General features: G+C 67.7%; 19 protein-coding genes. 6 read left to right on the top strand and 13 right to left on the bottom strand.

Annotated features, from left to right (window positions below; all coding sequences use genetic code 11):
* The first annotated feature begins 5 nt into the window (after positions 1-5).
* Positions 6-1,148, top strand: coding sequence for a tRNA 2-thiouridine(34) synthase MnmA (gene mnmA, locus ACX9MO_RS16605; protein ID WP_462212639.1), 1,143 nt, complete (start codon positions 6-8; stop codon positions 1,146-1,148).
* Positions 1,149-1,374: 226 nt separating this feature from the next.
* Here mnmA and lpxB read toward each other — a convergent pair whose 3' ends face one another.
* The 13 genes from lpxB to pyrH form a co-directional block, all read right to left on the bottom strand.
* A complete protein-coding gene (gene lpxB, locus ACX9MO_RS16600) occupies positions 1,375-2,526 on the bottom strand; it encodes a lipid-A-disaccharide synthase (RefSeq protein ID WP_462212638.1) in 1,152 nt (383 codons plus the stop codon).
* Entirely contained in the window at positions 2,526-3,332 is an 807-nt protein-coding gene (locus tag ACX9MO_RS16595) for an LpxI family protein (RefSeq protein ID WP_462212637.1), read from the bottom strand. The genes lpxB and ACX9MO_RS16595 overlap by 1 nt, the downstream gene beginning before the upstream one ends.
* 4 nt (positions 3,333-3,336) lie before the next feature.
* Entirely contained in the window at positions 3,337-4,140 is an 804-nt protein-coding gene (gene lpxA / locus ACX9MO_RS16590) for an acyl-ACP--UDP-N-acetylglucosamine O-acyltransferase (protein WP_462212636.1), read from the bottom strand.
* 5 nt (positions 4,141-4,145) lie between these two features.
* The gene (fabZ, locus tag ACX9MO_RS16585; protein ID WP_222489708.1) at positions 4,146-4,607 is read right to left on the bottom strand and encodes a 3-hydroxyacyl-ACP dehydratase FabZ; all 462 of its coding nucleotides are present in this window, start codon (positions 4,605-4,607) and stop codon (positions 4,146-4,148) included.
* A 77-nt stretch (positions 4,608-4,684) separates the two neighbouring features.
* Positions 4,685-5,410, bottom strand: coding sequence for an OmpH/Skp family outer membrane protein (locus ACX9MO_RS16580; protein WP_462212635.1), 726 nt, complete (start codon positions 5,408-5,410; stop codon positions 4,685-4,687).
* Positions 5,410-7,761: an outer membrane protein assembly factor BamA gene (gene bamA / locus ACX9MO_RS16575; protein WP_462212634.1), complete on the bottom strand. Its 2,352-nt coding sequence runs from the start codon at positions 7,759-7,761 to the stop codon at positions 5,410-5,412. Before bamA ends, ACX9MO_RS16580 begins: the two co-directional genes overlap by 1 nt.
* 383 nt (positions 7,762-8,144) lie before the next feature.
* Entirely contained in the window at positions 8,145-8,300 is a 156-nt protein-coding gene (locus ACX9MO_RS16570; protein WP_222490603.1) for a hypothetical protein, read from the bottom strand.
* A 159-nt stretch (positions 8,301-8,459) separates the two neighbouring features.
* The gene (gene rseP, locus ACX9MO_RS16565) at positions 8,460-9,812 is read right to left on the bottom strand and encodes an RIP metalloprotease RseP (RefSeq protein WP_462212633.1); all 1,353 of its coding nucleotides are present in this window, start codon (positions 9,810-9,812) and stop codon (positions 8,460-8,462) included.
* A 29-nt stretch (positions 9,813-9,841) separates the two neighbouring features.
* On the bottom strand, positions 9,842-11,011 hold the full coding sequence (gene dxr, locus ACX9MO_RS16560) for a 1-deoxy-D-xylulose-5-phosphate reductoisomerase (RefSeq protein ID WP_462212632.1): 1,170 nt from the start codon (positions 11,009-11,011) through the stop codon (positions 9,842-9,844).
* Positions 11,011-11,742, bottom strand: coding sequence for a phosphatidate cytidylyltransferase (locus tag ACX9MO_RS16555; RefSeq protein WP_222490537.1), 732 nt, complete (start codon positions 11,740-11,742; stop codon positions 11,011-11,013). Before ACX9MO_RS16555 ends, dxr begins: the two co-directional genes overlap by 1 nt.
* A gap of 74 nt (positions 11,743-11,816) precedes the next feature.
* Entirely contained in the window at positions 11,817-12,542 is a 726-nt protein-coding gene (gene uppS, locus ACX9MO_RS16550; RefSeq protein WP_222489703.1) for a polyprenyl diphosphate synthase, read from the bottom strand.
* Between the two features lie 22 nt (positions 12,543-12,564).
* Entirely contained in the window at positions 12,565-13,131 is a 567-nt protein-coding gene (gene frr / locus ACX9MO_RS16545; RefSeq protein ID WP_462212631.1) for a ribosome recycling factor, read from the bottom strand.
* A gap of 172 nt (positions 13,132-13,303) precedes the next feature.
* On the bottom strand, positions 13,304-14,032 hold the full coding sequence (gene pyrH / locus ACX9MO_RS16540) for a UMP kinase (RefSeq protein WP_222489701.1): 729 nt from the start codon (positions 14,030-14,032) through the stop codon (positions 13,304-13,306).
* A 165-nt stretch (positions 14,033-14,197) separates the two neighbouring features.
* Between pyrH and miaA the strand changes: the two genes are divergently transcribed.
* From miaA to ACX9MO_RS16515, 5 genes are all read left to right on the top strand, one after another.
* Complete coding sequence (gene miaA / locus ACX9MO_RS16535) at positions 14,198-15,097, top strand: tRNA (adenosine(37)-N6)-dimethylallyltransferase MiaA (protein ID WP_462214467.1); 900 nt, start codon at positions 14,198-14,200, stop codon at positions 15,095-15,097.
* 134 nt (positions 15,098-15,231) lie between these two features.
* Positions 15,232-16,056 carry a helix-turn-helix domain-containing protein gene (locus ACX9MO_RS16530; protein ID WP_462212630.1) on the top strand — a complete coding sequence of 275 codons (825 nt, stop codon included), beginning with the start codon at positions 15,232-15,234 and terminating at the stop codon, positions 16,054-16,056.
* Positions 16,057-16,354: 298 nt separating this feature from the next.
* Entirely contained in the window at positions 16,355-17,998 is a 1,644-nt protein-coding gene (locus ACX9MO_RS16525; protein WP_462212629.1) for an ABC transporter substrate-binding protein, read from the top strand.
* A gap of 238 nt (positions 17,999-18,236) precedes the next feature.
* A complete protein-coding gene (locus ACX9MO_RS16520) occupies positions 18,237-19,280 on the top strand; it encodes an ABC transporter permease (protein WP_462212628.1) in 1,044 nt (347 codons plus the stop codon).
* Between the two features lie 55 nt (positions 19,281-19,335).
* On the top strand, positions 19,336-20,532 hold the full coding sequence (locus tag ACX9MO_RS16515) for an ABC transporter permease (RefSeq protein WP_462212627.1): 1,197 nt from the start codon (positions 19,336-19,338) through the stop codon (positions 20,530-20,532).
* Positions 20,533-20,535: the final 3 nt, after the last annotated feature.

Below are 20,535 nucleotides of genomic sequence, written 5' to 3'. Positions count from 1 at the left end.
AAGCCATGGCACTGGACCGCACCAATGAGTTGAATTCGCTGGGTTTTGCGAAGAGCCCGGCCGAGACGCGCGTCGTCGTCGCCATGTCCGGCGGCGTCGACTCTTCCGTCGTGGCCGCCATGCTGGCCGAGGAAGGCTACGACGTGGTCGGCGTGACGCTCCAGCTTTACGACCACGGCGCGGCCCTGGCCAAGAAGGGCGCCTGCTGTGCCGGGCTCGACATCCACGACGCGCGCCGGGTGGCCGAGGAAATGGGCTTTCCGCATTATGTCCTGGACTACGAGAACATCTTCAAGGATGCGGTGATCGACGAATTCGCCGACAGCTATCTCGCCGGTGCAACCCCGGTGCCCTGCATTCGCTGCAACGAGCGGGTGAAATTCAAGGACCTGCTGCAAACGGCGAAGGACCTGGACGCGGATTGCATGGCCACCGGCCATTATATACAACGCAAAATGGGCGAGACTGGCGCGGAATTGCATTGCGCGGCAGACAGCAATCGTGATCAGAGCTATTTCCTGTTTTCGACGACACAGGAACAGCTTGATTACCTGCGGTTCCCGCTCGGCCATCTGCCGTCGAAAGCGGAGACACGGGCGCTCGCCGCGAAATACGGTCTGCCCGTCGCCGACAAGCCCGACAGCCAGGACATCTGCTTCGTGCCCAATGGCAATTACGCCAGCGTGATCGAGAAACTCCGCCCCGGCGCCGCGGAACCGGGCGAGATCGTCGATCCCGAAGGCCGGGTTCTGGGCACCCACAACGGCGTGATCCACTACACGATCGGCCAGCGGCGGGGCCTGGGGATCGGCGGCCTGTCCGAGCCGCTCTACGTGGTGAAACTGGACGTGGACAACCGCCGCGTCGTCGTCGGCCCGAAGGAGATGCTGGCGACCCGGATCGTGCCCGTGCGCGAGATCAACTGGCTGGGTGACGGCGGGTTTGCAGACCTCTCCGAGCGCCATGTCTCGGTCAAGGTCCGCTCCACCCGGCCGCCGCGCGAGGCGATCCTGCGCCCGCTGAGCGCCACGACCGCCGAAGTGGAACTGCTGACCGCCGAGGAAGGCATCTCGCCGGGGCAGGCCTGCGTCTTCTACGAGACCGAGGGCAGCCGGATCCTGGGGGGCGGCTGGATCCACAAGGGGTGACTCGCAGGGGTGGCTCGCCACGGGGCGGCGCAGTGGCGGTCGCCCGGGCGGTTACATCCGGTCACGAAGGCGGATCATCGGGTGCTGAGAGGGCCAAGGGTGACGGGGTCGCCTGCGGATGGTGGTGAGAGGGGGCTGTCTGCCCCCCGGCCCGGCGGGCCGTCCCCCGAGGATATTTGGGAAACGGAAATGAGGGGTGGCCGGTGCCCGGGGGCAGCGGCGCGCGTCAGAGGCGGGCGAGGACGGCGCGGGCGGCGCGCAGGCCCGGGGCCTCGCCATCGCGGCCGAGGCGCTCCATCGTGAGGGTCATGGCCTGCTGCTGGGGGCCGGGATTCTTGAGCGTGGCGGCGACCGCCGGGGCGATCAGGTCGGCACGGCAGTTTTCGCCGAGGAACTCGGGCACCGCGCGGGTGTCGGAGACCAGGTTCACCAGCGTCACCGTGTCCACCAGCATCATGCGTTTCAGGATGAACCGGGTGAGCGGCGCCATGTCGTAGGCAATCACCATGGGGGTGCCGGCGGCGGCGAGCTCCAGAGAGACGGTGCCGGAGGCGGCCACGGCCACGTCGGCGGCCCGGAATGCGGCGCGCTTGGTGGCCTCGAAAGCCGCGCTGTCCTGTCCGGTGGGATCGAGGATCAGCGGCTTGACCGGCCAGCTTTCGACGAGGTCGTGCACGAGGCTTGCGACGGGGGCGGCAGCGGGCAGCACGGCGCGCAGGTCGGGGTAGCGGGTGCGCAACTCGTCGAGGACGACGCCCAGGACCGGTGCGAGGCGGGTGACCTCGCCCTTGCGGGAGCCGGGCAGCAGCAGCACCACGGGCGCCTCGCCGAGCCCCTGGTGCAGGCGGAAGGCTGCGGCCTCGGCCTCGGTCGCCTGCGGCCGCGTGGTGACCGGGTGGCCCACGAAATCGCAGGCCATGCCGGCAGCTTCCATGTAGGGCGGCTCGAAGGGGAAGAGCGCCAGCACGTGGTCGATCATCTTCGCCATCTTCCCGGCCCGCTTCGGACGCCAGGCCCAGACCGTGGGGGCCACGTAGTGCACCGTACGGATGTCGGAGCCCGCCTTGACCAGCTTGGCCACGCGGAGCGAGAAATCCGGGCTGTCGATGGTGATCATCAGGTCCGGCTTCTGGGCCAGCACGGCCTCGGCGCATTCGCGGATGCGGCGCTTGAGGTGGAAGTACTTCGGCAGCACCTCCGCGAGGCCCATGACCGAGAGCTCGTCCATGGGGAACTGGCTTTCCATCCCTTCCGCGCACATGGCGGGGCCGCCGACGCCGGTGAAGGTGACGCCCGGGACCAGTTCCCGGAGCCCCTGCATCAGGGCCGCGCCGAGGAGATCGCCCGAGGGTTCGCCCGCGATCAGGTAGATGCGCATCAGATGTCCGCCCCGTAGATGGTGATCCCTGCCGCCCTGGCCGCCGCCAGCGTCGCCTCGCGCTCCAGCAGCAGGACGCGGCCCGCGGCCAGGGCGATGGTGGCGAGCCCGGCCGCCTGGGCCGAGGCGATGGTCTTCGGCCCGATGGCCGGCATGTCGATGCGCAGGTCCTGCCCGGCCTTGGGCGCCTTCACCAGCGTGGCGGGCGCGCGGCGCAGACGGTCGGGCGTGCGGGCGACGAAGTCGATCAGCGCGTCGGTGCCCTGCAGCGTCTCGATCCCGAGGCAGAGGCCCCCCGCCACCACGCAGCCCTGCCCGAGGTCGAGCGGCGAGAGCGTGGAGAGGATCTGGGCCCCCCGGGCGATGTCTGCGAGGGCCTTCTTGTCCGGGGCGGGCCCGGCGATCAGCCCGGCAGGCGCGGTGAGATCGGGGCGCACCTGATGGGCGCCCAGCACCTCGAAGCCCTTCTTCTCGAAGAACTCCACGATCACCCGCAGCAGCCCGTCATCGCCCGCGTTCAGCGCGGACATGACCTTGGGCGCCAGCATCATCGTGGTGGTGTCGAGCGCCTTGGGATCGAGCCGCGGGCGGGTCAGCGCCCCGGCCAGCACGAGGCGGGTGACGCCCTCGGCCTTCAGCGCCTTGACGAGGCCGCCCATCTTCTCCAGCCGGAAGAGCGTGATCCGGTCGGGGGCGAAACGGGTCTCGATCCCCTCGAAGCCCGCCACGAAGGCCGCGGGATCGGCCTCGGCGAGTGCAGGCGGCAGCGCGCCCGCACAGGCGATGATGCCGAGCCGCCCGGCCAAGCGCTTACGCCTTGCCCGGGGTGAGGAAGGAGCGGTCCGTCTCGCCGGTGACGAAGGCCACGATCTCGCGCACGTAGTCGGAGGTCGTCTCCTCGCCCAGGCGGCGGGCGCGGTCCTGGAAGGCCCCCTCGCCCTGCGCCAGCATCTGGAAGGCGGCGCGCAGCGCGGTGATGTCGGAGCGATCCACGCCACGGCGCTTGAGCCCGACGAGGTTCAGCCCGTCGAGCTTGCCGCGGGGCGCCTGCACGAGGCCATGGGGGATCACGTCTGCCGTCACCATGGTGACCGCGCCGATGATCGCGCCGCGCCCGATGCGCACCCATTGGTGCACCCCGGAGAGGCCGCCGACGATCACCTCGTCGCCGATGTGGCAATGGCCCGCCAGCGCCGAGTTGTTCACGAGGATGACGTTGTTGCCGACGATGCAGTCGTGCGCCACGTGGCAGCCCGCCATGAAGAGCCCGTCATCGCCGACCTGCGTCAGCCCGCCGCCGCCCCCGGTCCCGGTGGACATGGTCACATGCTCCCGGATGCGGTTGCGCTTGCCGATGACCAGCCGCGTCTTCTCGCCCTTGAACTTGAGGTCCTGCGGGATGCCGCCGAGCACCGCGAAGGGATGCACCAGCGTGTCCTCGCCGATCTCGGTGATCCCCTGCACGACCACGTGGCTCATCAGCTCCACGCCCGGATGCAGCACCGCCTCGGGGCCAATGTGGCAGAACGGGCCAACCTTCACGCGGTCGGCGATCTGGGCCCCCTCCTCAACGATGGCGGAGGGGTGGATCTGGGCAAGCGGGCTGATGGCCATGGGATTTACTCCTTGGGCACGTCGATCATGGCCATGAAGACGGCCTCGCAGGCCATTTCCCCATCGACCGTGGCGGTGCCCTGAAGCTTCCAGACCTTGCCACCGGGCTTGCCGCGCAGGGTTTCGATCTTCATCTTGAGCACGTCGCCGGGCACCACCATACGGCGGAACTTGCAGCTCTCGATGGACATGAAATAGACCAGCGCGTTCTTGCCTTCGAGGCCGAGCGCGAGGCCGATCATCACCGCCGAGGTCTGCGCCATCGCCTCGACGATGGTGACGCCGGGCATGATCGGCTTGCCGGGGAAGTGGCCCTGGAAATGGGGCTCGTTCATGGTGACGTTCTTGATGCCGACACAGCTGTTGTGGCTGTCGATCTCTTCCACCTTGTCCACGAGGAGGAAGGGATAGCGGTGCGGAATGATCCGTTGGATCAGGCCGATATCGGCGCTTTGAAGGTCGGACATGTCAGGGCTCCTTTCCCGGTCGCCCGCGTCAGTAGCAACAAGCCCCCGAGGGGGCAAGCGCGCCTGTGAGCGATGTTTCAGGGCTGTTGCACGGTCCCGTCCGGCGCAGCGGGGCTGCCGGGCTCTGCCGGGGTCTTCTCGGGGGCCGTCTGGGGCGCCGTCTGAGGGGCCCCATCAGGCGCCTCAGGCAACGCCTCGGAAGGAGTCTCCGCGGGCACCTCGGGCATCTGCTTGTCCAGCAGAGAAATCGCCTCGTCGGTGACATCGATCACCCCGGCGGAGAGGAAGACGCTGCGCTGTTCGAGGATCACGGCGGCGCCGATCTCCTTCATCAGCTGCTCCAGCGCGGGCCGGGCACGGGTCAGGAACTCCCGTCGCGCCGCCTCGTTGGTCTGGCCGAGGGCGCGGGCCTTGGTGTCCTGCTCGCTGCGGATGCGGCGCACCTTCTCGTCGAAGGCATCGGCCAGATCGCGGAAGGCCTTCGGCTCCATCGTCGGGCGCCTGTCGGTCAGCGCCTGCTCCTCGGCGATCAGCTCCGCCTCGATCTTGCGGTTCTCGGCATTGAGCGCGGCGCTCTCCTGCTCCACCCGGTCGGCCATCTGCTGGCCGAGCTTGCTGTCGGTGAAGAGCCGCTGGCTGTCGATGGTCAGGACCGGGCTGCGCAGGTGGCCTGCGTCCTGCGCCACGGCAGGCGTCACGGCAGGCATCACGGCGGGCACGGCCCAGAATGCCAGACCAAAGGCCACGGCCCGGGCGAAGGATCGCCCGGGCCGCAGGGTCCGAAGGGTCGGAAAGACAGGCATCAGAAGTCGGTCTGGATCGTCAGATCGAAGGTCTGTTCCTTGTCGTAGTCTTCTTTGACCAGCGCCTTGGACCAGTTCAGCCGCAGCGGGCCGATCGGCGTGGTCCAGAACAGCGAGACCCCGATCACGTGGCGCAGGCTGGCATCTTCGTAGAGCACATTGGCGTTGCTCTTGTTGAGCCCCCAGAGCGAGCCGACGTCGTAGAAGACACCGCCGGTCATACCGTATTCCTCGGGCAGGCCGAGGGGGAATTCCGCCTCGAAGGAGCCCACCGCGTAGAAGTTGCCGCCAAGCGCATCGTCCACGTCGTTCGCGGTATCGACCTCGCGCGGGCCGATGCCCTTGGGCTCGAAGCCGCGCATGATCGAGTTGCCGATGGTGAACCGGTCCGTGGTGATGCCGTCATCGCCGCTGAAGTACGACAGGGCGCCCGCGCGGAAGGTCGCGCGCAGGGTGACTTCCTCGTTGAAGACCTTGGTCTGGGCGATGGCGCGGGCGGTGGTGCGGACATAGTTGCTGTCCCCGCCGAGCCCGGCCACGTCCTGACCGAATTCGAGCAGCACGCCCGCGTTCGGGTTCAGACCCGTCAGGCGACTGTCGTAGGTGTAGGTGTAGCCAAGCGCCGAGGTGAAGCGATCCGGCTCGGCGATGTCGTCCGAGATGATCTGACCCGGGTTGCCGTCTTCCGTCAGCGACATGTCGTTGCGGTCGAACTTGTAGGCCAGGTTCAGCCGGGTCCGGTCGGTCATCGGGAAGGTCAGACCGGTCGAGAAGCTCAGGTTCGAGGTGTCATACTCGGTATAGCTGGCCTCGGTCTCGGTATAGGCGAGACGGAAGTCGAAGCGCACGTCGCGGCCGAGGAAGGCCGGTTCGCTGAAGGTCAGCCCGTAGTTGCGCAGGTCCGTCGCGCCCGAGAAGGTCACGCCGAGACGCTGGCCACGGCCGAGGAAGTTGTTCTCCGACAGGCTCATGGCAAGACCGACGCCGTTGGCCGTCGAATAGGTGCCGCCGAAGGAGAGCGACCCGGTCGTGGTCTCCTCGACGTTCACGTCGACGATGACCTGATCCGGCGAGGACCCCTCGCGTGCGTTCACGCTGGCATTCGCGAAGAAGCCGAGGGCGCGGATACGCTCTGCGCTTTCGCGGATTTCGCGCGGGTTGAAGGGATCGCCCTCGACCACGCGGAACTGGCGCCGCACCACGCGGTCGAGCGTGGTGGTGTTGCCCTCGATGTCGATCCGCTCGATGAAGATGCGCGGCCCGCGGGAGATCTTGTAATTGATGTCCAGCGTCTGATCGCGGTCGTTCCGGGTGATCACCGGTTCGACCCGCATGAAGTTCACGCCGTCCTTGATCGCCTGCCGCTCCATCCGGGCGACATCGGTCTCGATCAGCGAGGGCGAGAAGACCACGCCGGGCTTGATCCGCTTCACGGCCTCGTAGACCGCGGGGTTCACGCCTTCCATCTCGCTGGAGACCGAGACGTTGCCGATCCGGAACTGCTGGCCCTCTTCCACCGTGAAGGTGACGAAGTAGCCGTCGCGCTCGCGCGCCAGTTCGGCGTTCAGGCCGGTGACGCGGAAGTCCACGTAGCCGCGCGAGTTGTAGAAGTCGGTCAGCACCTGCTTGTCGAAGTTCAGGCGATCCTCGACGAAGGTGTCGCGCTGGAAGATGACCCGCAGCAGGCCCGCCTGCTTGGACTGCAGCACCCGGCGCAGACGGCCATCGGAATAGGCCTCGTTGCCGACAAAGCTGATGCGCTCCACCTCGACGTTGCCACCCTCGAAGACCTCGTAGACGAGGTCGATGGTGCCGTTGTCGCGCTTGATGATCTTGGGCGTCACACGCGCGGCCAGACGGCCCGACTGCGAGTAGGCCTCGGCGATGGCATTGGCGTCGGACTCGGCCTGCGACGGCGAGAAGACCCGACGGGTCTGAGTCTTGACCAGCGCGGCCAGTTCCTCGTCCTTCTTGCGGGTGTTGCCCTCGAAGGAGATCCGGTTGACGATCGGGAATTCGACGACGTTGATCACCAGCGTGCCGCCGCGCGGTTCGAGGTCGACGCTCTCGAACAGGCCGGAGGCAAGAATTCGCTGATAGGCGTCGTTCAGCTGCCCGCCGCTGACCGCCTGCCCCCGGGCGATTCCCGCGTAGGACAGGATCGTGCCGGCGCTGATGCGGTCGTTGCCGTTGATGGTCACGTTGGAGAACGTGTAGCTCTGCGCCACGGCGACGTCGGGCAGAACGCTGTATGTCCCTGTGAAACCAAGCAGGAGCGCGGCAAGGAGTGGTTTGGCAGCCCCGTTCCGGCGCTTGGAGGCGCGAGCCCCCGAACTGGTCGTGTGCGGCATCTAGCAGACCCTGTCCCGATTGTCGTTTTGAAGGTGGTACCGGGAATGGGGGTGGTTGTCAAAACAGCAAAAAGGCCTCGGCGCTGCCGAGGCACAATATGGTGGGTCGTTGCCGAGGAATCGAACAACCCATGGCCTGTTTTTCTAGGACCCCGGCGCTTCGGCGGGCGGTTCACCGCGCCTCGGGTTCCCTGACGTTCGTCCCGTTTCCTGCCCCTGCCCGGCGCGGTCATGACGTAGCGGAAATCAGCGCGTCGGGACATGCCCCATCAAGCCAGCTTTGGGATGCGAATTAGGGCCCTAGGCCAAGGCCCGAACGAGGGGAGAACTCTGGCGCGGAGCGGCCGCGGACCGGTCGGGGCCGCGGGCCCTCGACGACAGGTTCAGGGCAGCGAGATCAGAACGGTGCCGAGGAACGTCCCGAAGAGCAGCGCCATGACGATCGCGGCCACGTAGAGCAGCCGGTCCCAGTTCAGGTCGAACATCAGGCGGAAGAACGGATAGACATTCTCGATGGTGTGCATATCGGAACCCTTCATGACGCAGAGGCCCCGTCTCCGCGGGGTATCACCTCGCACAGTCGCGCCGGAATGCGGCGGAATTCCGCATCACAATGTGTCAGGATTGCGGCATGCCCGGGGTGCGGCGGCGCCCCGCAGGTCGCCGCCCTGTCCTAAGCGCCACCGATCAGCCACGGATCAGGGGCAGAAGAGATCGTTGCCAAGCGCGAAGATCATCAGCGAGAGCACCAATGCCAGCCCCGCCGTCATCGCCACCCGCAGCGCCTTGTCCGACGGCGGACGGCCCGTCACCGCCTCGAAGGCGTGGAAGACGAGGTGGCCGCCATCCAGCACCGGGATCGGGAACAGGTTCAGCAGGCCCACCGCGGTCGAGAGCGCGGCGATGAACCAGATGAAGCTCTGCGCACCCTGGCTGGCCATGGCACCCGAGGTCTCGGCGATCCCGATGGGGCCGGACATGTTGCAGGTGCTGATGGCGCCGGTGATCATGTGGTAGAGCCCGGAGATCGAGCTGACCATGATGCCCCAGGTCTGGCCCACGCCGCCCGAGAGCGAGGCCAGCAGCCCTGCCCGCTCGGTCGCCGGCTCGAAGGCCATGCCGCCCGCGATGCCGATGCGCCATTCCGTGCGGAAGCCACCGCCCGGCGCGGGTTCGTCCACCCGGCGCGGCGCGAGGGCGAATTCCAGCGCCTCGCTGGCCCCCTCCCGCCAGACGGTCAGCAGCAGCGGCTTGCCATCGGAGGCTTCGACCCGCTCCTTCAGCTGGCCGAAGGCAAAGACCGGCGCGCCGTCGATCGCGGTGATCACGTCGCCCTGCTCCAGCCCGACGCTGTAGGCGGCGGAATTGGGCGCCAGCTGGCTCACCAGCGGCGGATAGGGATAGGGCCCCTCGACGGTCATCACCTGCCCGTCGCGACGCACCTCGTAGGGCAGGATCGCCTCCAGCGGCAGCGCGTCGGAAAACGCGCCATAGCCATCGGCATCGTCGAAGCTGGGCACCTGCGCGCCACCGATGGCGAGCAGCTCGTCCCCCGGCTCAAGCGTGATGCCCTGCGCCGGCAGCGGTGTCAGCGCGCCCACGGTCAGGGGCTCCGCCACGCGGCCCTGGAACATCAGCATCGAGGCGAAGACGAGGATCGAGAGGATGAAGTTGAAGACCGGCCCCGCGGCCACTGTCGCGGACCGCGCCCAGAGGGGGGCCCCATGCATCGTGTGGCGGCGGTCGGCCTCGCTCAGCCCCTGCATCGCCTCGCCGTCCTTGCCCGAGGCGGCATCACTGTCGCCGAGGAACTTCACGTAGCCCCCCAGCGGCAGGGCCGCGACCTGCCAGACGGTGCCGCGCTTGTCGGTGCGGCTGAAGAGCACCGGCCCGAACCCCAGCGAGAAGACCTCGGCATGGATGCCCGACCAGCGGCCCACGATGTAGTGGCCGTATTCATGGATGGCGACGATCACCGAAAGTGCGACGACGAAGGCCAGCAATGTCCAGAGAAGCCCGCCGAATTCGGGTAGTAGTGCCATCACGTCCATATCTCTTACCTGCTGTGCCCCGCCGCGCGTCAGCCGCGCGATGCAATGATTTCGTCAGTGCGTATTCTGGCCAAATGGTCGGCGTTTAAAACGTTATCAAGGGTAAATTCCGCGTCAACAACGCCCGGCGCTGCATCCGTTCGGTCCAGAACCGCCGAAACGATGCGCGCCATGTCGGTGAAGCCGATGCGCCGCGCGATGAAGTGATCGAGCGCACGCTCCTTGGCGGCGTTGAAAATCGCCCCCGAGAGCCCGCCGCGATGCATGACCCGCCGCGCGAGGTCGAGCGCCGGGTAGCGTGCCGGGTCCGGGTCCGCGAAGGTCAATTTCCCGAGAGCGGCAAGATCGAGCCGCGCCACCGGCAGCGGCGCCCGGGCCGGCCAGTGCAGCGCATAGCCGATGGCATGGCGCATGTCGGGGGCGCCGAGGTGCGCCATCAGCCCGCCATCCACGTGGCCGACAAGGGCATGGACCATGGACTCGGGGTGGATCAGCACCTCGATCTGTTCGGGCGCAAAGCCGAAAAACTCTCGCGCCTCAATGACTTCCAGCGCCTTGTTGAACATGGAGGCACTGTCGATCGTGATCCTCTGCCCCATGGCCCAGTTGGGATGGGTCGCAGCCTCTTCGGGCGTCGCCGTCTCCAGCTTCTCCAGCGGCCAGTCGCGGAAGGCCCCACCGGAGGCGGTGAGGATCACCCGCTCGACCGTGGCCGGGGCCTCGCCCGCAAGGGCCTGGAAGATGGCGGAATGCTCGCTGTCCACCGGCAGGATCGTCGCCTCGTGGCGCGCGGCCTCGGACATGACCAGCGGCCCGGCGGCGACCAGCGTCTCCTTGTTGGCCAGTGCCAGCGTGGTCCCCTGCGCGAGGGCCGCAAGGCCGGGGCGCAGGCCCGCGGCGCCGATGATCGCGGACATCACCCAATCGGCAGGGCGGCTCGCGGCCTCCTGCAACGCGGAGGCGCCCGCGGCACATTCGACCGTCGTGCCTTCGAGGGCAGCCCGCAAGTCGGGCAGGCGTGCGGGATCGGCGATCACCGCCACCTCGGCATTCAGCGCCCGGGCATCCGCGGCCAGCTGGCGGACATTGCCGCCGCCGGTGAGGGCCACGACCTGATACTCGGACGGGGCACGCTTGATCAGGTCGATGGTGTTCTGCCCGATCGAGCCGGTGGCCCCGAAAATGGATACGCGTTTCATTACAACCCCGGTGGGAACCCTGCCACGGACCCGGCCAGCAGGAGGAAGAGAGAGGCGCCCAGCATCCCGTCGAAACGGTCCATCAGCCCGCCGTGGCCCGGGATCAGCGAGGAGCTGTCCTTGACGCCGACCTTCCGCTTGATCGCGCTTTCCGCCATGTCGCCCATCTGCGAGGCCATGGAGGCGGCGATGGAGAAGCCGATCAGCTCCATCCCTGCCCCGGTCCACAGGCCGAAGATCAGCCCGACGATCCCCGCGCCGAGCCAGCCCGCGATGGTGCCGGCCCATGTCTTCTTGGGGCTGACGCGGGGCCAGAACTTGGGCCCCCCGATCAGGCGGCCGGCGAAATAGCCCAGCACGTCGGTGACCACCACGGTGACCACCAGCCAGAGCAGCCAGATCATCCCGTAGCCGTCGCGCAGCTGCACCATGCCATAGGCCGAGAGCAGGATCAGCGCGGTGAAGGTGATGGTGATGGTCCGCCGGTGCGGCACGATGGAGAGCGCCACCATGCCCGGCGCCAGCAGCAGCGGCAGCGCCGCCGAGACCGGCAGGTAGACCGCCAGAAGCATGGCGAGACAGGCAATGCCGCCCATCTGCCATTTCGCACCCGAGACATTGGGCACGGCCATGTGGACCAGTTCCCAGACCATCCCGCCCGCGATCAGCGCCGCGAAGACGTGGAACCAGTGCCCGCCGAGCCAGATCATCGCGAGGCCCAGCACCACCATCGTCAGGCCGGAGGCAAGCCGCGGGCCGAGGTCGTCCCAGCTGCGCTTGGGGCGCGGTTGTGTCGGCTCCCCGCTCAAGGCTTCGCCCCGCCATAGCGGCGGTCGCGGCCACCGTAGTTGCCCACCACCTGGCCAAAGATCTCGCGGGTGAAGTCGGGCCAGAGCGTGTCGATGAACTCGTATTCGGCATAGGCCGACTGCCAGAGCAGGAAGTTCGAGATCCGCGCCTCGCCGCTGGTCCGGATCACGAGGTCCGGGTCCGGCAGGACGCAGGTGTCGAGGTAGCGCGGCAGCGTTTCCTCGTCGATGCTTTCCGGGTCCAGCTTGCCGTTCGCCACGTCGCAGGCCAGCCGCTTGGTGGCGCGGGCCACCTCGTCGCGGCCGCCGTAGTTCAGCGCGATGGTCAGGTTGGTGCCGGTGCAGCCCTCGGTCATCTCTTCGAGCTCATCCATCAGCCCGCGCAGCTTGGCGTCGAGCTTGACCCGGTCGCCGATGAAGCGGACGCGGACATTCTCGGCCTTCAGGGCGCGGGCCTCTTTCTGTATGTAGCGGCGGAACAGGCTCATCAGCCCCGCCACCTCGATCTGGGTGCGTTTCCAGTTCTCGGTCGAGAAGCCGAAGATCGTCAGGTAGTCTACCCCGAAATCCGGACAGGCCTCGACGATCTCGCGCACGCGGCGGGCACCGGCGTGGTGCCCGAAGAGGCGCGGCCGGCCGCGGGCCTGCGCCCATCGGCCGTTGCCGTCCATGATGACGGCAACGTGGCGCGGACCCCGCGCGTTCGGCTTGTCGGCGGCCATGGGCCTCTCCTCCCGCAGTGCCTCAGACCTGCATGATCTCGGCTTGCTTGGTCTCCAGCGCCTTGTCGACCTTGGCGATATATTCGTTGGTCAGGTCCTGCACCTCGGTCTCCCAGAACTTCTGGTCATCCTCGGGCATGCCGTCGGCCTTGGCCTTCTTGATCTGGTCCATGCCGTCGCGGCGCACGTTGCGCACCGAAACGCGGGCGCTTTCGGCGTATTGTGCGGCGACCTTGGTCAGTTCCTTGCGGCGTTCCTCGTTCAGCTCGGGGATCGGCAGCATGATGATCGTGCCGTTGAGCTGCGGGTTGATGCCGAGGCCGGATTCGCGGATCGCCTTCTCGACCTTGCCGACAAGCGCCTTGTCCCAGACGTTGATCGTGACCATCCGCGGCTCGGGGACGTTCACGGTGCCGACCTGGTTGATGGGCGTCATCTGGCCATAGGCATCGACCTGCACCGGCTCCAGCATGGAGGCGGAGGCGCGGCCGGTGCGCAGCGAGGCAAACTCGGTCCTCAGGTTGCCCATTGCGCCGTCCATCCGGCGCCGCAGGTCATCGGTGTCGATCTCGAAATCCTCGTCGGCCATCTCGTCCGTTCCTCTTTCTTTCCCGCCGGCTTTGCCGGTCCTGTGTCGGTCGCGCCCTGTGCCGGTCGTACCTTGTGTCGGTCGTGCCAGCCAGAGCGGCGCCGGGTCGGTCCCGGGCCGTGGCGGCCTTACACCGGAGCGGCGCGGCGTTTTCGCTGCGCCTCTCTTATCGTCAACTGTGCACTCTTGTATAGGTGCCTTGCCCGGCAAGGATGCCGCGGAACCCGCCCGGCTCGTCCAGCGAGAAGACCACGATCGGCATGTCGTTGTCCCGTGCAAGGGCGATCGCCGAGGCATCCATGACCTTCAGGTTCTTGCTGAACACATCGTCGTAGGTGATGCTGTCGTAGCGCACCGCGTCGTCGTGCTTCTTGGGGTCCTTGTCATAGACCCCGTCCACCTGCTTGCCCATGAAGATCGCCTCGCAGGCCATCTCGGAGGCGCGCAGCGTCGCGGCGGTATCGGTGGTGAAATACGGGTTGCCGGTGCCGGCGGCAAAGATCACCACCCGCTTCTTCTCGAGGTGACGCACGGCACGGCGGCGGATGTAGGGCTCGCAGACCTGGTCCATCGGGATTGCGCTGATCACGCGGGTGAAGATGCCGAGGCCCTCCAGCGCGGATTGCATGGCGAGCGCGTTCATCACGGTGGCCAGCATCCCCATGTAGTCGGCGGTGGTGCGTTCCATGCCCTGCGCGCTGCCCTGCAGCCCGCGGAAGATGTTGCCGCCGCCGATCACCATGCAGACCTCGACGCCCATGTCGTGGACCGACTTCACCTCGCGGGCGATGCGCTCGACCGTGGGCGGATGCAGGCCGAAGCCCGTATTCCCCATCAGGGCCTCCCCCGAGATCTTCAGCAGGACCCGTTTGTAGGTCGGATTCTGGGGCGTGTCGGCCATGTTGCGCTCCGCATATGTGGGGGACTAGGATCGGCGGCAAAATGTCGGAAAACGACGCCCGGTTCAATCCGGTATTGCCCGCCCTGCCCGAATAGCTGAATACCGCCAACAATGAGCCTGAAAAATCAAGATTTTCCGGGGGAGCCGCCGGTTCCCGCCGCCCCGATGATCGCCCGTGCGGGATGGTCCGCCCATCTGGCGGGCATATCCCGGGAGCGACATGTGCTGATCGCCGGCCCCACCGCCAGCGGCAAGACGGCGCTGGCGATCGAACTGGCGCAGCGTCAGGGCGGCGTGATCGTCAACGCCGATGCGATCCAGGTCTACGCCAACTGGCGCGTGCTCACCGCCCGCCCCTCGGCGGAGGAGGAGGCCGCGGCCCCGCACCGGCTCTTCGGCCATGTCGCCGGCGATCAGCCCTATTCCACCGGCGAATGGCTGCGCGAGGTGGCCCCCCTGCTGGACGGGCCCGAGCGGCTGATCATCACCGGCGGAACCGGGCTCTACTTCACCGCGCTGACCGAGGGGCTGGCCGACATCCCGCCCGTACCCGAGGCGATCCGCGAGACGGCCAATGCCCGCATCGCCGCAGAGGGCCTCGCCCCCCTGCTGGCCGAGCTGGACGCCGAGAGCCGCGCGCGCATCGACCCCGCCAACCCGGCGCGGGTCACGCGAGCGTGGTCCGTGCTGCAGGCCACCGGCCGAGGCATCGCCGCCTGGCAGGATGAGACGCCGCCGCCCCTGCTGCCGCTGGACCAGACCGCGCCCATGGTCGTCTCGGCGCCCAAGGAGTGGCTCACGCCCCGGATCGAGCGCCGCTTCGACCTGATGCTGGAGGGCGGCGCGCTGGAGGAGGCGCGGACCAACCTGCCCCTCTGGTCGCCCGACCTGCCCTCGGCCAAGGCCATCGGCGCGCCGGAGCTGATCGCCCACCTGCGCGGCGAGATGACCCTCGACGAGGCCCGCGAGGCCGCCACCGTGGCCACCCGCCGCTTCGCCAAGCGGCAGCGGACGTGGTTCCGCGCAAGGATGCGACACTGGCAGCACCTCAGCGCCGACGCCTGAGCTATTTTCTTTACATAAGCGGACAATTTTCGCAGCATTCCCCAATAAATTCAGGGGACTTCTACCCAAATACCACATCTTGGGGTTCCTCACGCCGTCACCGCAATGCCACCACCTCCATCGAGGGGACGCCGATGACCGATCCCGCCGCGCCCAGCCTGCTCTCGCTCGCCCAGCTCAGCCGCGGGGGGCCGTGGCGCACGGAATTGCAGCATTCGCGGGAGGATCACCTCTTCCTCTGGATCACCCGGGGACAGGGCCGCGTGCTGGTCATGGGCCGCCGCCGGGGGCTGGGGCCGCACAATGCGCTGCTGCTGCCCGCCCAGACCCTGATGTCGCTCGACCTCGGCAAGCAGGTCTTCGGCCTCGCGGTGCGCATCCCGCCGGGCTCCGTCCCCTTCCTGCCGACGCAGGATGCGCTCCACCTGCGGGTGCGCGACGTGCTGGTGCAGGGCGAGGCCACCGCGATCCTCGACTCCATGCAGCGCGAGCAGTCGACCCACCGCCCCTTCGGTGCCGAGGCCGCCCGCGCCCATGCCGGGCTGCTCTCGGTCTGGATCCGCCGGGTGCAGGCACAGGAGCCGCCCGCGCCCCAGCCCAATGCCGCGCAGCGCCTGTCGGAGGCCTTCTGCTCTCTCGTGGCGCGGGACTATCGCAGCGGTGCCCCCATGGCGGCCTATGCCACCGCGCTCGGCGTGACACCGACCCACCTGACGCGCACCCTGCGCCAGACCTCCGGGATGACCGCCGCCGACATCCTGACCGAACGGGTGCTGCACGGCGCGCGCGAGATGCTGCAGGACGGCGACCTGCCGATCCGGCTGGTGGCGGAAAGCCTCGGCTTCTCCAGCGCTGCCTATTTCACGCGCTTCATCCAGCACCACACGAAAATGACGCCCTCGGCCCTGCGAAAGCAGGCCCAGTCCGCCCCGCTCTCGGCCCAGCCGGTGCGGGCATGATGGCGGCCTGACACCCCGGCCCCTGGAAATCGCGTCCCATACGCCCCCGAAGGGCGAAAATCGGTGGCAGTCCATTTGCGACATGATAAATGTCGCAATCAAGCCAGTACGGGGAGGATTGCCCCCGTCTGCGGCGCTCGCAGGCCGTGAGACCGGACCGGGCCATTGACGCAGGCGGCAATCGCGCTCCTATCCTGTCGACCCAAGCGCCCCGGCGCCCTTCACGAAACCGCCACGCTCGCGCGGCAAGACAGACAGACAGACAGACAGACAGACAAACTGTCACAGGGAGAGAACCATGACCAAGCCAGAGACCGAGCTGACCGGCACCGTGCACCCCGGTGCCCGCATGTACGCCGAAGAGTTCAAGGCCGGGAAACTCAGCCGTCGGGAATTCATCACCCGCGCGTCGTCGCTGGGGGTCGCCACGCCGCTGGTCTATGCACTCGGCGGTCTGGAACAGCCGGTGATGGCGCAGGAGGCCCCCACCCCGGGCGGCACGCTGCGGGTGCAGATGCAGACCAAGGCGCTGAAGGACCCGCGCAACTTCGACTGGTCGGAGATGGCGAACTTCGCCCGCGGCTGGCTGGAATACCTCGTGCAGTACAACGCCGACGGCTCCTTCGAGGGCCGCCTGCTGGAGAGCTGGGAGGTCAACGAGGACGCCACCGAATACGTGCTCCATGTCCGTCAGGGCGTGAGCTGGAACAACGGCGATCCCTTCACCGCCGACGACGTGATCTTCAACCTCACCCGCTGGTGCGAGGCCGGGGTCGAGGGCAATTCCATGGCCTCGCGCCTTGGCGCGCTGATCGACAGCGAGACGCAGGAGCTGCGCGAGGGCGCGGTGGAGAAGGTCGATGACTTCACGGTCCGCCTGATCCTGCAAAGCCCCGACATCACCCTGCCCGCGGGCTTCTCCGATTACCCGGCGGCGGTGGTGCACCCCTCCTACGCGGGCGGCGATCCGTCGGAAAACCCCATCGGGACCGGCCCCTTCCTGCCCGAGAGCAACGAGGTCGGCGTGCGCCAGGTGCTGGTCAAGAACGCCGATCACCAGTGGTGGGGCGAAGGCGCCTACCTCGACCGGATCGAGTTCATCGACTTCGGCACCGACATGGCCTCCTGGGTCGCGGCGGCGGACGCGGACGAGATCGACATGACCTACCAGTCCACCGGCGAATTCGTCGACGTGCTGACGGCCATGGGCTGGAAGGTCTCGGAGGCGGTGACGGCGGCCACGATCTGCGTGCGCTTCAACCAGACCAACGCGCCCTACGACGACGTGAACGTGCGCCGCGCGCTGATGACGGCGGTGGACAACGAGGTGGTGCTGGAACTGGGCTATTCCGGCCTCGGCACCGTGGCGAAGGATTTCCACGTCTGCCCGATCCACCCGGAATACGCCGACATCCCCGGCATCAGCCCGGACCCGGACGCGGCGCTGCAGATGCTGACCGAGGCGGGCCATGCCGAGACCGAGTTCGAGCTGATCTCGATCGACGACGAATGGCAGTCGGCGACCTGTGACGCCGTGGCGGCGCAGTGCCGCGATGCGGGCATCAACGTGAAACGCACGATCCTGCCCGGCTCGACCTTCTGGAACGACTGGCTCACCTTCCCGTGGTCCGCGACCGAGTGGAACATGCGCCCGCTGGGTGTGCAGGTGATGTCGCTGGCCTACAAGTCCGGCGTAGCCTGGAACGAGACCGCCTTCGCCAATGCCGAATTCGACAGCCTGATGGACGAGGCGCTTGCCATTGCCGATGCCGACAAGCGGCGCGAGGTCATGGCGAAGCTCGAGCAGATCATGCTCGACGAGGGCGTGACGATCCAGCCCTACTGGCGCTCGCTCTTCCGCCACATGAAGGAAAACGTCATGGGCACCGAGATGCATCCGACCTTCGAGATGCACATGGACAAGTGGTGGATCCGGGCCTGAGCGCCCTGGCACAGCCCATGGCCACCGGCCCGCGCCCTGCCCGGGGCCGCCCTGAGGGTGGCCCCGACATCGGTCTGATCCATCCCGGCTGCGGCCCGGCCCCGTGCCTCGCGGCCAGCCGCCCGGACACTCGCGGGCGCGGGCGCCCGATCAGCCCGGCGCAGCGCATGTCCCGTGACGGCTCCCATCCCGGCCCGGTCCCGCCTTTCGCGGGGCCTGCCACAGACAGGACGGCCCCATGATCCTCTTCCTGCTCCGCCGCCTCGGCGTGATGCTCCTGACGGCGCTCTGCCTGTCGCTGATCGTCTTCGCCCTGACGAACCTGCCCGCCAACCTCGAGAAGATCGCCAAGTTCGAGGGCAACGCCCGGATGAGCGATGCGCAGGTCGAAAGCTGGCTGGAGAAGAACGGCTATGCCCAGCCGATGCTGGTGCGTTACGGCGAATGGCTGGGCGCATGGCCCGGCTGGACCCGCACGGACGAGAGCGGCGAATATGGCCGCTGCGTCCCCGTGGGCGGCACGATTGCCGACAGCCCCGCGCGCTGCGGCATCCTGCAGGGCGAATGGGGCGAAAGCCGTGTCTTCCGCGAAGACGTGGGCCCCTTCATCGCCACCCGCCTCGCCCTGACCGGCAAGATGATGTTCTGGGTCATGGTGCTGATGGTGCCCATGGCGCTGGTGATCGGCGTGCTGGCGGGCATGCGCGAGGGCTCGAAGCTCGACCGCGGCCTCTCGACCCTCTCGATCCTGACCACGGCGACGCCGGAGTATGTCTCGGGCGTGATCCTGATCGCGGTCTTCGCCTCCTCCGCCTTCGGGCTGAAATGGTTCAAGGGCACCGCCACCTCCGCCATGGAGAACGCCACCTTCGAGAACTTCTTCCTGCCGGTGCTGACCATCGCGCTCTTCGGCATGGGCTACATCGCCCGGATGACCCGCGCCTCCATGGCCGAGGTGATGACCTCGCAGTACATCCGCACCGCGCGGCTCAAGGGTCTGCCCTTCCGCGAGATCGTGCTGAAACACGCGCTGCGCAACGCGCTGATCGCGCCCTTCACGGTGATCATGCTGCAATTCCCGTGGCTGCTGAACGGCGTGGTGATCGTCGAGACGCTCTTCAACTACAAGGGCCTCGGCTGGGCTCTGGTACAGGCGGCGGGCAACAACGACGTGGACCTGCTGCTGGGGATCTCGCTGGTCTCGGTCGTGGTGGTGCTGCTGACGCAGCTGATCTCGGACATCGGCTACGTCTATCTGAACCCCCGGATCCGGATCGCATGAGGGCGCCGAGAATGACGACACCCGCCCCGCACGCTGCCAAACCGGAGGCCACCGCATGGAACCGCTGAGCTGGGGCGCCATCGCCGCCCGCATCCTGTTGCAGTTCCTGCCGGTCTGGATCGCCCTTGCCGCGACCTTTGGCCTGTCGTGGGTTTATCGTTCAAGATTGGGCCTTTACGGTAAACTCTTCGACAATCGCATTGGCCTGATCGGGCTCTTCCTGACGCTCTTCTGGGTCTATACCGCGCTTGCCGCCGGGCTCTTCGACTGGATCGCCACCCATGACCCGCTGACCGCCGTATCCGGCATGAAGAACAAGGTTCCCGGCACGCCCCTGCGCGGGGCCGAGGATGGGGATTATCCCTATTATCTGCTGGGTGGCGACGGGCTGGCGCGCGATGTCTTCTCGCGCATGGTGGCGGGATCGTGGATCGTGGTGCAGATCGCGCCGCTGGCCACGCTCTTTGCCTTCATGGCAGGGATCACGCTGGGGCTGCCGGCGGGCTACTTCGGCGGGCGGCTGGACAGCGTCCTGACCTTCGCGGCGAACCTGATCCTCGCCTTCCCGGTGATCCTGCTCTTCTACCTCCTCGTCACCCCCGAGATCGTGGAGAGCGGCCTGCCCGCCTATCTCTCTGCCGGGCTCTTCTTGCTGCCGCTCGTCTTCCTCGGCCTGCTGATCAACGCCCGTGCCCGGACCAATCCGCGCCGCCGCTGGATGCTGCTGGCCGTGGTGCTGCTGCCGCTCGGCTGGGCCTATCTCTCGCTGATCTCGGCGGAGGGGTCGGCGCTCGACCTCCTGCCCGCTACGCACGACCTCTTCGATGTGCCGGGCGGCATCCTCGTGGTCTTCGTCTCGGTCATCTTCGTGAACGCGCCCACGGTCTTCCGCCTCACGCGCGGCCTGACGCTGGACCTCAAGACCCGCGATTACGTCGCCGCCGCCCAGACCCGGGGCGAAGGCCCGTGGTACATCATGCTGTGGGAGATCCTGCCCAATGCGCGCGGGCCGCTGATCGTCGATTTCTGCCTGCGCATCGGCTACACGACGATCCTTCTGGGCACGCTGGGGTTCTTCGGCCTCGGCCTGCCGCCGGACAGCCCCGACTGGGGCACCACGATCAACGCGGGCCGCAAACTGCTGTCGATCTTCCCCCATCCCGCCATCGCGCCCGCCGTGGCGCTGCTCTCGCTCGTCCTCGGCCTGAACCTGCTGGCCGACGGGTTGCGCGAAGAAAGCCTGAAGGACTGAGGC

The sequence above is a fragment of the Pseudooceanicola profundus genome (assembly GCF_054919315.1).
Note: the sequence above shows the minus strand (reverse complement) of the source record. Positions and strands in the feature narration are given on the sequence as shown.